Source organism: Phenylobacterium sp. (assembly GCF_030651185.1).
Classification (GTDB): Bacteria; Pseudomonadota; Alphaproteobacteria; order Caulobacterales; family Caulobacteraceae; genus Phenylobacterium.
This window is the reverse complement of record NZ_JAUSCJ010000022.1, coordinates 560001-572322: the sequence shown is the minus strand read 5'-3', so window position 1 is coordinate 572322 and position 12322 is coordinate 560001. Positions and strand designations below refer to the sequence as shown.

The window sequence follows — 12322 nt, the reverse complement described above, 5'->3', positions numbered from 1 at the left end:
CGGCAAGACCCATGACCCTCACCTACGACCTCTACTGGTCCTTCCGCTCGCCCTATTCCTACATGATCATGCACCGGCTGACGGCGCTGGAGCGGGAGTACGACGTGGTCTGCAACGTGCGGCCAGTCTATCCCCTGGCGGTGCGCACGCCGGAGTTCTTCGACACCCGCGACCCGCTCTGGTTCAGCTACTTCTTCGCCGACATCCACCGCGAGGCGCAGTTTCTGGGCCTGCCCTTCCGCTGGCCCCGGCCCGACCCGGTCTACATGGACATGGCCACCCGGACCTATCCGAAGGAACAGCCGCACATCTACCGCCTGACCCAGATGGGGGCGCTGGCCGCCGAGCAGGGCAAGGGCCTGGCGTTCCTAGACGAGGTCAGCAAGACCATCTGGGGCGGCACGGTGGATGACTGGCACCTGGGGGATCACATCGCTCAGGCCACGGCGCGGGCGGGCCTGGATCCCGCCGCCTTCGCGGCCAAGGTGGACGCCGAGTCAGAACGCCTCGACGCGGTGATCGAGGCCTCCCAGGTCGCCCAGCGGGCCGCCGGCCACTACGGCGTCCCGATGATCGCCTTCAACGGAGAGCCGTTCTTCGGCCAGGATCGCTTCGACCAGTTCAAATGGCGGCTGGAACAGCAAGGGCTGACAGCGCGCTAGTCGCGGTCGGCGCGGCTCAGGCCCCGGAGCTGGCGACCCCGAGGGTGCGCTCCCGGGCGGCGCGCCATTCGTCGGCATAGTCGCAGTCGGCATAGTCGGCGAAATAGGGGCCGCCGCGCGTGAAGTGCGCGATCTTCGCCGCGGGATTGGGTGGGTACTCCCCCACCAGCCAGTTCCACTCCAGCGGCAGGCCGCCGATCTCCTCATCGCTGCGCAGCCACCGGAACTGATGCAGGTCCAGGCCGCTGGCGGTGTCGACATAGTCCGGGGTCAGGGCCCGGCAGCGCGCATTGTTGAACAGGACAACGCTGGACCAGTTCTTCTTGGGATAGGGCAGTTGCTGGGCGCCGAGAAACTTCACGCTGTCGCGGGGGGTGTAGTCGTGCTGGGCCACCATCACGGCGAAGCGCTCATCAGCCAGGGCGAACAGTTCGGCGATGTCGGCGCGGACCAGCATGTCGCAGTCCATGAACAGCGACCACCCCTGGCCCCCGGAGAGGTAAGGGGTCAGGAACCGGCTGAAGGAGAACTCCGTCGACTGCTGCGACACCCGCTGCCGGCTGTGCAGCCCGGACAGGGTGGACAGCACGATGGGGGTGATCCGGAGCGGACGCGACGCGTGATCGATCAGGCTCTGGCTAAGCACATGATAGGCGACGCGCTCGGCCACGTCGTAGCCGATATAGATGTCCAGCGTGGGCGGAAGGGACAACGCAAGCTCCAGGACGACGCTGGGGGGACGCCCCCGAACAGGCGCTATCCTTTTAGCGACGGCCAGCGAAACGCCAAGCTGGTCTCGCGAGACCTCACGCCTCGAGCTCGATGTCCCAATAGAGGTAGTCGAGCCAGCTCTGGTGCAGGTGGTGCGGCGGGAACTTGCGACCGCGTTCCTGCAGTTCGTGGGCGCTGGGGCGCCGCGCCTTGTGGCGCGGGAACATATGCGCCTCCTGCGGCGTGCGGCCGCCCTTGGTGAGGTTGCAGCGGGCGCAGGCGGTGACGATGTTCTCCCACGTCGTGCGCCCCCCACGCGAACGCGGCACCACGTGGTCGAAGGTCAGGTCAGAGCCCGAGTGGCAGTACTGGCAGGTGAAGGCGTCGCGCAGGAACAGGTTGAACCGCGTGAAGGCCGGCGGCCGGTCCTGTGTCACGTACTGCTTCAGCGACACGACGCTGGGCAGCTTCATGGCGAAGGACGGGGAGTGAATTTCCTGATCGTAGGTCGAGACCACGTCGACCCGGTCGAGGAAGACCGCCTTGATCACATCCTGCCAGGGCCACAGCGACAGGGGATAGTAGCTGAGCGGCCTGAAGTCCGCGTTGAGCACAAGGCAGGGCCAGCCGGATGGGGGGTGGGTCAACACCTTCATCGCCGGTCGTCCCGGTGCGCTACAGCGCCAGATGGGTACGCGTGGAAACTGAAGACGAAGCCCTCACTCTCAACCGCGCTATCGGCGAACCGGTTGGAGCCTTCAGGCCCCAGATTCCCGACGCAAGAGAACTATAGGAGAGATTCTGAGACATCGCCATGACGGCGCGGCCTGCACCCCGCTCGGACCCAAGAGTCAGACGAGCGGGGTGACGCTGGAGAGCATTAGGCGCCGACGATGGCGGTGGCGCCGGCCAGCATCACGCTGAGGGCGACGAAGGCGACGACGACGGTGGTGTCGAAGAATCGGGCGAAGGCGTGGTCGGCAAACATGGTCTTGGTTCCTATCTGCCGGAGCCCCCCGGCCGGGTTGTTCATGTGAACAACGCTAAGATAGCAATCATCTGAACAATGTATAGATACATTTTACAGTGTACGCTATGCATTTTCGCATAGGTAAGGCCGGCCGTAGGGCGCAATAAAAAAGGGCCCCCGGAGGGGCCCTTGCGATCAGGGATCGACTTTGTCTTCTAGGCGCCGACCACTGCGGTGGCGGCGGCGACGGTGAGGCCCAGGACCAGCAGGATGGCGGGGGCGATACGGTCGAAGAAGCGTTCGAAGCTTGCGAGAGACATGACACACACCTTGTAAGTTTGAACCCGCGGGGAGGCGGGGCGTTTGTTATTTGAACAATGCTAAGATAACAGCGATCTGAACGCCGTCAAGATGATCTTTACGCCGTCCAGATATACTTTTACAGTGAGTGCGATGAGAGAAACTGCAGCCGCCGAGCCCCGGCCCTATCACCACGGCGACCTCAGCCGCGCCCTGATCGACGCGGCCCGGCGTCTGTTGGAATCCGAGGGGCCATCGGCCCTGTCGCTCCGGGCCGTGGCGCGGGAGGCCGGCGTCAGTCCGGCCGCGCCCTATCATCACTTCAAGGACAAGGGTGAGCTTCTGGAGGCCGTGGCCACCGAGGGCTGGGACATGCTGAACGACTCGCTGTCGGCGGCCCGCAAGTCGGCGCATTCGGTCAAGGACAAGCTGACCGCGCTCGGGGTGGCCTACGTGGTCTTCGCCCGCCAAAACCCCAGCCTCTATCGCATCATGTACGATGGCTCGCGCAACAAGGAGGAATTGCCCTCGCACGTCCACATGGAGGACGACAGCGCCTATTGTCAGGTGCGCGACACCCTGGTGGAAGCCGGCGCCGACCCCGCCGACGAGATCGCTCTGGAACTCGCCACCACCGCCGCCTGGTGCGCCGCCCACGGCCTGGCCGAGATGGCCTCCTTCAAGCAGTTCGACACGCTGAAGACCGCGCTGGGCAGCGAGGAAGCCTTCCTGCGCGGCGTCTTCGAGCACATGAAGATTTTCGCCGACGACCACGGCAAGTAACATCCCAAATCCGCTCGTCCCGGCGAAGGCCGGGACCCAGATACATCCGCCGCGTTCCGGATTCCCGACCCAGGCCGCGCTCTGCGACCTGGGCCCCGGCCTTCGCCGGGGTGAGCGGAGGTGGAAGTGGCGATCATAGGGCTCTAGACCTGTCCCGTGACCGCCTTCACCACCCGCTTCGCCCCCTCCCCCACCGGGCTGCTGCACCGGGGACACGCCTTCTCTGCGCTCACCGCTCATGACGCCGCCCGCGCGGCGAACGGCGCCTTCCTGCTGCGCATCGAGGACATCGACGCCACCCGCTGCCGGCCGGCGTTCGAGGCCGCAATCTTCAAGGACCTGGCCTGGCTGGGCCTGACCTGGGAGCAGCCGGTGCGGCGGCAATCCGAGCACCTCGCAGAATACCAGGCGGCCATCGAGACCCTGGCCGCCCGAGGCCTGCTCTACCGCTGCTTCCGGACCCGCCGCCAGATCGCCGAGGCCATCGCCAGCGCGCCCCACGGCGCCATGGAGACCTGGCGCGGCGCGCCGCTCCCCGCCGACGAAGAGGCGCGGCGGTTGGCGGCCGGTGAGGCCTTCGCCTGGCGGCTGTCCCTGGAGGCGGCCTTGGCCCAGGCCGGTCCGCTGACCTTTGTCGAGGAGGGCTCAGGCCCGAACGGCGAGCGCGGCGCCATCACCGCCCGGCCGGAACTGGGCGGCGACGTGGTGCTGGCCAGGCGGGATGTCGGCGTCGCCTATCACCTGGCCGTCACCCTGGACGACGCCCTGCAGGGGGTGACCCACGTGATCCGTGGCCAGGACCTGTTCGAGGCCACCCACGTCCAGCGCCTGCTGCAGGCCTTGCTCGGCCTTCCCACACCGGTCTATCGCCATCATCGGCTGCTGACCGGCCCGGACGGCAAACGCTACGCCAAGCGCGACCACGCCCAGACCCTCGCCGACCTGAGGGCCGCCGAGGTGACGCCACAGCAGCTCCGCGCGGAGATGGGATTTTGACCGACCAGCCAGAGGATCGGGCCAAGGCGCTGGCCATGCTGCTGATGGGCGCCTGCGTCATCGGGGTCGGCCCGGTGCTGGTTCGGCTGTCGGAGACGGGGCCAGCGGCGGCGGGCTTCTGGCGTCTGGTCTTCGCCCTGCCGCTGCTGGCGGTCATGGCTCAGAAAGCCGGCGGCGGCATCGGCAAGGCGCCCCGGGCGGCTGTCCTGGCCGGCGTCGCCTTCGCCCTGGATCTCGGCTTCTGGCACTATGGCATCGCCTACACCTCTGTGGCCAAGGCGACAGTGCTGTCCAACCTGACCCCGGTGCTGGTGACGGCCTTCGCCTGGATCTTCCTCAAGCAGCGGCCCAGACGCCTGTTCCTCCTGGCCGTGGCCTTCGCGGTGGCTGGCGCCTGGACCATGGCCTTAACGAAGGGCGCGGGCTCGACCGGGGTGAACCCGCCCTTGGGGGACGCCCTCTCAGCGGCGACCGCCGTTTGGTACTCGATCTATTTCCTCTTGGTTTCCAGCGCCCGGCAGTCGATGTCGGCGACCCGGATCATGTTCTGGTCGACCCTGGTGGGGGCGCCGCTGATGCTGCTGGCGGCCCTGGGCTTGGGCGAGCAGGTCATTCCCGCCGGGATGGGCGGCTGGGCCGCCTGCGCGGGCCTCGGCTTGATGCACGTCGCGGGTCAGGGCTCCATCGCCTGGGCGCTGGGGCGCCTGCCGGCCGCCACCGCTTCCGTTGTGGTCTTGGTTCAGCCCGTGGTGGCCGCCGTCCTGGGCTGGATGCTGTTCAACGAACTGCTGGGAACCTGGCCCGCCGTCGGCGCGGCGGTGGCCCTGGCCGGGGTCGTGCTCGCCCAGTGGGCCAGCCGGCCAAAGCCCGCCTAGAGATCCCAGGCCCTCCGGGCGGCCTCGATCCGCGCCAGCTTGGCGTGGAAATCGGTCCAGTCGTCGTCGTCGGCGATGCCACCCCAGATGGCCTCGATCTCGTCGATCAGCAGTTCTTCCGGTTCGGCCTTGGCGAAGTAGGGATCGAGCAGACGGCCGGGCCGCTCGGGCTCAGTCTCGGCCACCCGACGGCGGAAGTCGGCGAAGGGCTGGCCCCCGTAGATGTCGCCGCGTGGGCTGGCCATTGCGCGGCCCACGTCGCCGCAGAACCAGTCAAAGAAGAAGGGTTCCCAGCGCAGCCCCTCACCCCCGGCCGCCAACGCCGTGAAGGCCGCGTTGACGAGGCCGGCGTCCAACTCCCGGCCCCGGCTCTTGAGGCCGAGGCGGCGCAACATGGCCGCCGCCAACCCGCCGCGATAGGCGTCGGCAAAGCCGTTCAGGGCGTCCACCAAGGGCTGCTGATCGCCCACCATGGAGAGGCAGCCGCCCAGATTCTGCAGGTTCCAGAACACCGCCTCAGGCTGGCGGCCGAAGCTGTAGAGGCCTTGGCTGTCGAAGTAGGCGGCGACGAAGTTGGGGTCGTTGTGCGGCAGGAACCGGTAGGGGCCGTAGTCGAAGCTCTCCCCGGTGATGTTCATGTTGTCGGTGTTCAGCACCCCGTGGACAAAGCCCGCCGCCATCCAGGAAGCCGCCAGTGTCCCGGCCCGCTCCACCACCGCGGTCAGCAGGGCCGAGGTGCGGTCGGGGGCCTTGTCCAGCTCGGGGTAGTAGGTCTCGATGACGTAGTCGACGAGGCGGACGATCTCGCGCGGTTGTTCCAGGAAGGCCTGTCGCTGGAAGGTCCCAAAGCGGATGTGGCTATGGGACAGGCGGGTCAGGACCGCAGACCGCGTCGGGCTGGGCTCGTCGCCGCGCTCCAGGGCCTCGCCGGTCTCGATCAGGGAGAAGGACTTCGAGGTGGGGACGCCCAGGGCCTCCAGCATGGCGGTGGCCAGCACCTCGCGCATGCCCCCCTTCAGGGTCAGGCGGCCGTCGCCGGCCCGCGACCAGGGCGTGGTCCCCGAGCCCTTGGTCCCCAGGTCCAGCAGGCGGTCGGTCCCGACCTCCCTGAGTTGGGCGAAGGTGAAGCCGCGACCGTCACCGAGGTCGGGGTTGTAAACCCGGAACTGGTGGCCGTGATAGCGCTGCGCCAGTGGCGTTTCGAGGTTGCCGGGCAGCGGTTGAAAGCGGCCGAAGTGGGCCACCCACTCGGCGTCGCTCAGGGTGTCCAGGCCGACCGTGGCGGCGGCCCGGTCGTTGCGGAACCGGAGAAGGGTCTGGGGAAAATCAGCCGCCGCGACAGGGTCGGCGAACTCAGGGCCGAGCTCGGGCAGGCGTGGGTCTGGGCGGTAGGCGGACGAGACGGGCATGACCGCCAGATGGAGCCGAAAACCGTCGGCGGCAAGCGTGGTTGTGATGCGCTGGTCACGCCAGCCATGCTACCGCTCGACCATGGCGCGTCGCATCACCCTCGATTTCCTGAAGACCGAAGCCGCCTCGGGCATGATCCTGGCGGTCGCCGCCCTGGCGGCGGTGCTCCTGGCCAACTCCCCGTGGTCACAGCACTATTTCGGCTTCATCTCCCACGAGTTCACCATCCAGGTGGGCGCCTTCGACGAAACCCGCTCGGTGACGGACTGGGTGAAGGAAGGCCTGATGGCCATCTTCTTCTTCGTCGTGGGGATGGAGATCAAGTTCGAGATCCTGCGGGGCGAACTGTCCAATCCCCGGCGGCTGGCCCTGCCGGTCCTGGCGGCGATCGGCGGGCTGGCGGTCCCCGCGGGGGTCTATCTGGCGCTGAACCTGGGAGCCGGCGGATCACCGCAGGGGTGGCCCACGACGACGGCGACCGACATCGCCTTCGCCCTGGCGGCGCTGGCCATCGTGGGCAAGAGATTGCCGCCCTCGCTGCGGGTTTTCCTGCTGACCCTGGCCATCGCCGACGACCTGGCGGCCGTGCTGCTGATCGCCCTGCTGTTCACCGCCAAGGTCAACCTGCTGGCGCTCGGGGGAGCGATATCGACCCTGGCCCTGATGTTCCTGCTGGGGCGCTGGAGGACCGCGCCCTACTTCTTCTACGCCTGCTGTTTCGTGCTGATCTGGGCCTTCACCCTGAAGAGCGGGATCAACACCTCGCTGGCCGGGGTGGCCGCGGCCATGACCGTGCCGATCGAGCCGCGCCGCGCCGGCCAAGGCGGGGTGCTGCACTACTTCATGGGCAGCCTGCACGGCTATGTGGCCTTCCTGATCCTGCCGCTGTTCGCCTTCACGGCGGCGGGGTTCAGCTTCAGCGGGCTATCGCTGAAGGAGCTGTTCAGCCCGGTGGCCCTGGGGGTGGCGCTGGGGCTGTTCGTGGGCAAGCAGGTGGGCGTGTTCGGGGCCGCGGCCCTGGCCATGGGGCTGAAGCTGGCGCGGCGGCCAACGGGGGCCAAGTGGATCGAGCTCTATGGGGTGGCGGTGCTGTGCGGGGTGGGCTTCACCATGAGCCTGTTCATCGGCGCCCTGGCCTTCAGCCCCGGGGACGTGGCGGCCCAGACCGAGGTCCGGCTCGGGGTGATCGTGGGGTCGCTGATGTCCATGGTCCTGGGCATGGGGTTGCTGGTCTGGTCCCAGGCGCGGCGCAATCTAGAGCAAGGCTGAGGCCCAGGTTTCGTCGTCGCGGGGGGCGGCCAAGACCGGGACCTCGCCCGCGAACCGGGCGATGGCGGCCACCGTCTGGGGGAAGTCCGGCGCGTCGGGATCGGCGCTCTGGCTGACCACAATCCCAAGCACCGCAAGGCCTCGTGACCGCAGGACCTCCAGGGCCGTAAGCGTATGGCTGACCCCGCCGAGATAGGCGCCGCCCACCAGGATCGTCGGCAGGCCAAGCGCCAGCTGCAGGTCCAGGCCCGTGGCGTCCTCGGCCATCGGGCTCATCACGCCGCCGGCGCCCTCCACCAGAAGCAGGTCGGCGGTCTGCCGCTCCAACACCGGGCGGCAGACGGCCAGGAGGTCGGCCAGGGTCAGGGTCACCCCCTCCAGCCGGGCGGCCATGGGGGGCGACAGGGCGGCCTCGAAGCGCAGCGGGGACATGGCCTCCAGGGCCTGGTCGGTCAGGTCCCGACCGAGGGCCGCCAGCAGGCGTCCGGGATCACTGGTGACGGCCACGGATGGAAGATAACCCGATACGACGGGCTTGAAGGCCTCGACAGACCAACCCTTGACGCGCGCGGCCTTCAGGATCGCGCAGGCGGCCCAGGTTTTTCCCACATCCGTATGGGATCCGGCGATGAAGACGGCCCTCATGCGGCCAGACCAACAATGGCCGACACCAGACCGTCGATGTCCCGCGCGGTGTGGCCGGCGGTGAAGGCCAGGCGCAGGCGGGCGGTCCCGGCCGGGACGGTTGGGGGGCGGATAGCGACGGCGAGGAAGCCTTGCGATTCAAGCGATTGGGCGGCAGCCAGCGCGCGGTCGGCCTCGCCCATGAGGATGGGAACCACGGCGGAGGTGGCCTCCGGTAGGTTCAGGGCGCGGGTGAAGCGCCGCGCGTTGGCCAGCGGACGGCCGACCAACGACGGGTCGGCGGCGATCACGTCGAGGGCGGCCAGGGCGGCGGCGGCGTTGGCGGGCGGCAGGCCGGTCGTATAGACGAAGGTCCGGGCGCGGGTCTTGATCAGGTCGATGACCGGGGCGCTCGCGCAGACATAGGCGCCGTAGCCGCCCAGCGCCTTGGAGAAGGTGCCCATGGCCAGATCGATGTGGGCGGTGGGATAGACCGAGCCCGAGCCTGCGCCGCCCTCCCCCACCACGCCCAGGCCGTGGGCGTCGTCCACCAGCAGCCAGGCGTCGTGCGCGCGGGCCAGGTCGCTGATCTGATCCAGCGGGGCCAGGTCGCCGTCCATGGAGAACACCCCGTCGGTGGCGATCAGGCAGCGGGCCGCGGCGCCGCGATGGGCGCCGAGCTGGGCCGCCAGGTCGGCCATGTCGTTGTGGCGGAAGGCCAGCACCGTGGCGCCGGACAGCTGGGCGCCCGACCAGATGCAGGCGTGGGCCAACTCATCGGCCAGGATCAGGTCGCCTGGCCCCATGACGGTGGGGATGATGCCGGTATTGGCCAGGTAGCCGGAGCCGAAGACGCAGGCGGCCGCCTTGCCCTTCAGGGCCGCCAGCCGGGCCTCGAGCTCGGCGAAGATCGGATGGTCGCCGGTCACCAGCCGCGAAGCCCCGGCGCCCGCGCCGTAGCGCTCGACCGCCGCGACGGCGGCGGCCTTCACCGCCGGGTGGTGCGACAGGTTCAGATAGTCGTTGCAGGAAAACGACAGTAGCCGCCGCCCGCCCCGCTCCACCCAGAGCCCGTCGATCCGGTCGGTGGGGACCAGCCGCCGGCGCAGGCTGCGGCCCTCCAGCTGATCGAGCTTCTCGGCGGCGAAGGCGGTGAGGCTGTCGGTCATGGGGCGCCGATATGCACCGGGCGGCGGGCGCGGGGAAGGCGTGATCGGCCCACAAGATAGTGACATATCAGACGCCAAAATTTACTCGTGATTGACGGCGTCGCCCCATATTGGGTCGTGGCATAGTATTCCGCCCGGAGTCCCCCGCCCATGTCATCTGTCCCCCGGCTGGCCGACGATCTCTCGACCTTCTTCGATGTGTCGCTGGACATGCTGTGCATCCGCGACATGGCCGGCCGCTTCGTGCGGGTCAGCCCGTCCTGGACCGCGGTGCTGGGCTGGAGCGCCGAGGAGCTGGTGGGCAAGCCGCTGCTGCCCTTGATCCACCCGGACGACGTTGCGGCCACGGCCGACCTGATGCAGGCCATCAATGCGGACGGCTCGATCGTCGGCTTCGTGAACCGCTACCGCCACAAGGACGGCCGCTATCGGCAGCTGGAGTGGCGGGCGCGGCTGTCGGGGGACCAGGTGTTCGCCGTGGCCCGCGACGTCACCGACCGGCTGACCGCCGAAGCCGAGATGAAGGCGGCCCATGCCGCCGCCGAGGCCGCCAACCAGGCCAAGACCGACTTCCTGGCCAATATGAGCCACGAGATCCGCACGCCGCTGAACGGGGTGATCGGGGTGGCCGCCGCCCTGGCCCAATCGGAGCTCTCCCCCGGCCAGCGGGAGATGGTGGGGCTGATCGAGACCTCGGGCCTGACCCTGGAGCGGCTGGTCTCCGACATCCTGGACCTGTCGAAGATCGAGGCCGGCCGACTGGAGATCGAGGCCGCCCCCTTCGACCTGGCCGACGCGCTGGAAGGCGTGCTGCACATCAACCGGCTGAAGGCCGATGAGAAGGGCCTGACCTTCGACGCCGACTTCGACGAGGCGGCGCGGGGCGAGTTCCTGGGGGACGCCACACGCCTGAAGCAGGTGGTGGGCAACCTGCTCTCCAACGCCGTGAAGTTCACCGACCAGGGCGGGGTGCGGTTGCGGGTCAGCCTGACTCAGGAGGGCGACGCCCCGGCCCTGATCACCTGCGAGGTGCGCGACACCGGGGTAGGCTTCGACGCCCAGGCGGCCGCCAACCTCTTCCAGCGCTTCAGTCAGGCCGACGCCACCATCACCCGGCGGTTCGGCGGCACGGGCCTGGGCCTGTCGATCTGCAAGGCCATCGTCGAGATCATGGGGGGCGAGATTTCCGCCAGCTCGGAACCGGGGCGCGGCAGCCTGTTCCGCGCGACCTTCCCCCTGCCCCGGGTCCGCGACCTGGCCGACTATGACGCGCGGCCCGCCAACGATACCGCCGAGACGCCCCTGGCCCGGGTCGACGCCCTGCGGGTGCTGCTGGCCGAGGACCACCCCATCAACCAGAAGGTCGTGCAGCTGATCCTCGCGCCGCTGGGGGCGCAGATCACCGTGGCGGAGGACGGGGCCCAGGCCCTGGCCGCCTTCAAGGTCGATGTCTTCGACCTGGTGCTGATGGACATGCAGATGCCGGTGATGGACGGCCTGACCGCCACCATGGCCCTGCGCGACGAGGAGCGGCGGCGCGGGGGGCCGCGGACCCCGGTGATCATGCTGAGCGCCAACGCCATGACCCAGCACCGCCGCGACGCCATGGCCGCCGGCGCCGACCACCACATCGCCAAACCCATCACCGCCCACCTGCTGATGGACGGCATCGAGGCGGTGTTCGAGCGGGTCGGGGCGGAGGCGGTGGGGTAGCGGGGGCGTTGCATGCGGGTGAGCTCCTGCGGCAAGCTGGTCCAATGCCAGCCTCCAAACCCACCCGCGCTCGGGCGCTGCGGGCAAGAGCGCTCTACACTGAAGTCAGGCTGTGGGACCTGCTGCGAGGCCGCCGCCTGGACGGCCAGAAGTTCCGCCGACAGGTCGCGGTCGGGCCCTATGTCGTCGATTTCGTCTGCCTTGAACGGCGGCTCATTGTCGAGGCTGACGGGCCTTTGCATGACGCGATCCGCGACATCGCCCGCGATGACTGGCTGGGGCGTCAGGGGTTTCGCGTGCTGCGATTGGACAACACGCGCATCAACGAGCACCCGGAGCTTGCGATGGATGATATCCGCAGGGCTCTGGGCGAACCGCCCAACCTGTCGGGTCCGTTGGCTGAATCCTAGATACCCTTCTCCCCTTGCGGGAGAAGGTGGCCGGTCAGCGACCGGTCGGATGAGGGGTCGCGCTCCCCTCTCCGTTCACTTTGAAACGTCCTAGCCCGATAGGTCTATCGACCCCTCATCCGACCCTGCTCCGCAAGGCCACCTTCTCCCGCAAGGGGAGAAGGATTTCACTTGATCGACCGGGACCTGAACTCACCTCAGGTGCTCAGGTCTGATCCACCGTTCGTGTCGTTCGTGAGGTTCGTGGTCAATCTCATGGGCCTCCGCGGCGTCGCCGCTGGAAGAATGGAACCACGAACCTCACGAACGACACGAACGGGGTTCTGATCGAAGGTCCATGATGACTCTGGGTCCCGGCCGTCGCCGGGGTGAGCGGTGTTGTCACCGATGCGCGGCCAGCAAATCGGTCCAGCGCCAGGTCCCGGATCCC

General features: G+C 68.5%; 12 protein-coding genes. 7 read left to right on the top strand and 5 right to left on the bottom strand.

Annotation, left to right across the window (positions count from 1 at the left end; translation table 11 throughout):
• The first annotated feature begins 11 nt into the window (after window positions 1-11).
• Window positions 12-662, top strand: coding sequence for a 2-hydroxychromene-2-carboxylate isomerase (locus tag Q7J39_RS11745; RefSeq protein WP_304824743.1), 651 nt, complete (start codon window positions 12-14; stop codon window positions 660-662).
• Between the two features lie 16 nt (window positions 663-678).
• On the opposite strand, the gene Q7J39_RS11740 is transcribed toward Q7J39_RS11745, so the two are convergent.
• Together Q7J39_RS11740 and Q7J39_RS11735 are read right to left on the bottom strand one after the other, a co-directional pair.
• Window positions 679-1374: a hypothetical protein gene (locus tag Q7J39_RS11740; RefSeq protein ID WP_304824740.1), complete on the bottom strand. Its 696-nt coding sequence runs from the start codon at window positions 1372-1374 to the stop codon at window positions 679-681.
• 94 nt (window positions 1375-1468) lie between these two features.
• On the bottom strand, window positions 1469-2029 hold the full coding sequence (locus Q7J39_RS11735; protein WP_304824737.1) for an HNH endonuclease: 561 nt from the start codon (window positions 2027-2029) through the stop codon (window positions 1469-1471).
• 767 nt (window positions 2030-2796) lie between these two features.
• On the opposite strand from Q7J39_RS11735, the gene Q7J39_RS11730 reads away from it, so the two are divergent.
• The 3 genes from Q7J39_RS11730 to Q7J39_RS11720 all read left to right on the top strand — a co-directional run bounded on the left by Q7J39_RS11730 (window position 2797) and on the right by Q7J39_RS11720 (window position 5297).
• Window positions 2797-3426, top strand: coding sequence for a TetR/AcrR family transcriptional regulator (locus Q7J39_RS11730; RefSeq protein WP_304824734.1), 630 nt, complete (start codon window positions 2797-2799; stop codon window positions 3424-3426).
• Between the two features lie 156 nt (window positions 3427-3582).
• The gene (gluQRS, locus tag Q7J39_RS11725; RefSeq protein WP_304824731.1) at window positions 3583-4422 is read left to right on the top strand and encodes a tRNA glutamyl-Q(34) synthetase GluQRS; all 840 of its coding nucleotides are present in this window, start codon (window positions 3583-3585) and stop codon (window positions 4420-4422) included.
• Entirely contained in the window at window positions 4419-5297 is an 879-nt protein-coding gene (locus Q7J39_RS11720) for a DMT family transporter (RefSeq protein ID WP_304824728.1), read from the top strand. The genes gluQRS and Q7J39_RS11720 overlap by 4 nt, the downstream gene beginning before the upstream one ends.
• On the opposite strand, the gene Q7J39_RS11715 is transcribed toward Q7J39_RS11720, so the two are convergent.
• Window positions 5294-6706 carry a protein adenylyltransferase SelO gene (locus Q7J39_RS11715; RefSeq protein WP_304824725.1) on the bottom strand — a complete coding sequence of 471 codons (1413 nt, stop codon included), beginning with the start codon at window positions 6704-6706 and terminating at the stop codon, window positions 5294-5296. The genes Q7J39_RS11720 and Q7J39_RS11715 overlap by 4 nt on opposite strands.
• 82 nt (window positions 6707-6788) lie before the next feature.
• Here Q7J39_RS11715 and nhaA point away from each other — a divergent pair, with 82 nt between their 5' ends.
• Entirely contained in the window at window positions 6789-7976 is a 1188-nt protein-coding gene (gene nhaA / locus Q7J39_RS11710; RefSeq protein WP_304824722.1) for a Na+/H+ antiporter NhaA, read from the top strand.
• On the opposite strand, the gene bioD is transcribed toward nhaA, so the two are convergent.
• Both bioD and bioF read right to left on the bottom strand, forming a co-directional pair.
• The gene (gene bioD / locus Q7J39_RS11705; protein ID WP_304824719.1) at window positions 7962-8621 is read right to left on the bottom strand and encodes a dethiobiotin synthase; all 660 of its coding nucleotides are present in this window, start codon (window positions 8619-8621) and stop codon (window positions 7962-7964) included. The genes nhaA and bioD overlap by 15 nt on opposite strands.
• On the bottom strand, window positions 8618-9769 hold the full coding sequence (gene bioF, locus Q7J39_RS11700; protein ID WP_304824716.1) for an 8-amino-7-oxononanoate synthase: 1152 nt from the start codon (window positions 9767-9769) through the stop codon (window positions 8618-8620). The genes bioD and bioF overlap by 4 nt, the downstream gene beginning before the upstream one ends.
• Before the next feature lie 150 nt (window positions 9770-9919).
• Here bioF and Q7J39_RS11695 point away from each other — a divergent pair, with 150 nt between their 5' ends.
• Window positions 9920-11482 (top strand): ATP-binding protein, encoded by a 1563-nt coding sequence (locus tag Q7J39_RS11695; RefSeq protein WP_304824713.1) that lies wholly within the window; start codon window positions 9920-9922, stop codon window positions 11480-11482.
• 44 nt (window positions 11483-11526) lie between these two features.
• Window positions 11527-11892, top strand: a complete 366-nt coding sequence (locus tag Q7J39_RS11690; RefSeq protein WP_304824710.1) for an endonuclease domain-containing protein — start codon at window positions 11527-11529, stop codon at window positions 11890-11892.
• Window positions 11893-12322: the final 430 nt, after the last annotated feature.

Coding starts and splice junctions, on each gene's coding strand:
- Q7J39_RS11745 (WP_304824743.1), top strand. CDS start 12: ATGACCCTCACCTACGACCTCTACTGGTCCTTCCGCTCGCCCTATTCC.
- Q7J39_RS11735 (WP_304824737.1), bottom strand. CDS start 2,029: ATGAAGGTGTTGACCCACCCCCCATCCGGCTGGCCCTGCCTTGTGCTC.
- Q7J39_RS11730 (WP_304824734.1), top strand. CDS start 2,797: ATGAGAGAAACTGCAGCCGCCGAGCCCCGGCCCTATCACCACGGCGAC.
- Q7J39_RS11715 (WP_304824725.1), bottom strand. CDS start 6,706: ATGCCCGTCTCGTCCGCCTACCGCCCAGACCCACGCCTGCCCGAGCTC.
- nhaA (WP_304824722.1), top strand. CDS start 6,789: ATGGCGCGTCGCATCACCCTCGATTTCCTGAAGACCGAAGCCGCCTCG.
- bioD (WP_304824719.1), bottom strand. CDS start 8,621: ATGAGGGCCGTCTTCATCGCCGGATCCCATACGGATGTGGGAAAAACC.
- bioF (WP_304824716.1), bottom strand. CDS start 9,769: ATGACCGACAGCCTCACCGCCTTCGCCGCCGAGAAGCTCGATCAGCTG.
- Q7J39_RS11695 (WP_304824713.1), top strand. CDS start 9,920: ATGTCATCTGTCCCCCGGCTGGCCGACGATCTCTCGACCTTCTTCGAT.
- Q7J39_RS11690 (WP_304824710.1), top strand. CDS start 11,527: ATGCCAGCCTCCAAACCCACCCGCGCTCGGGCGCTGCGGGCAAGAGCG.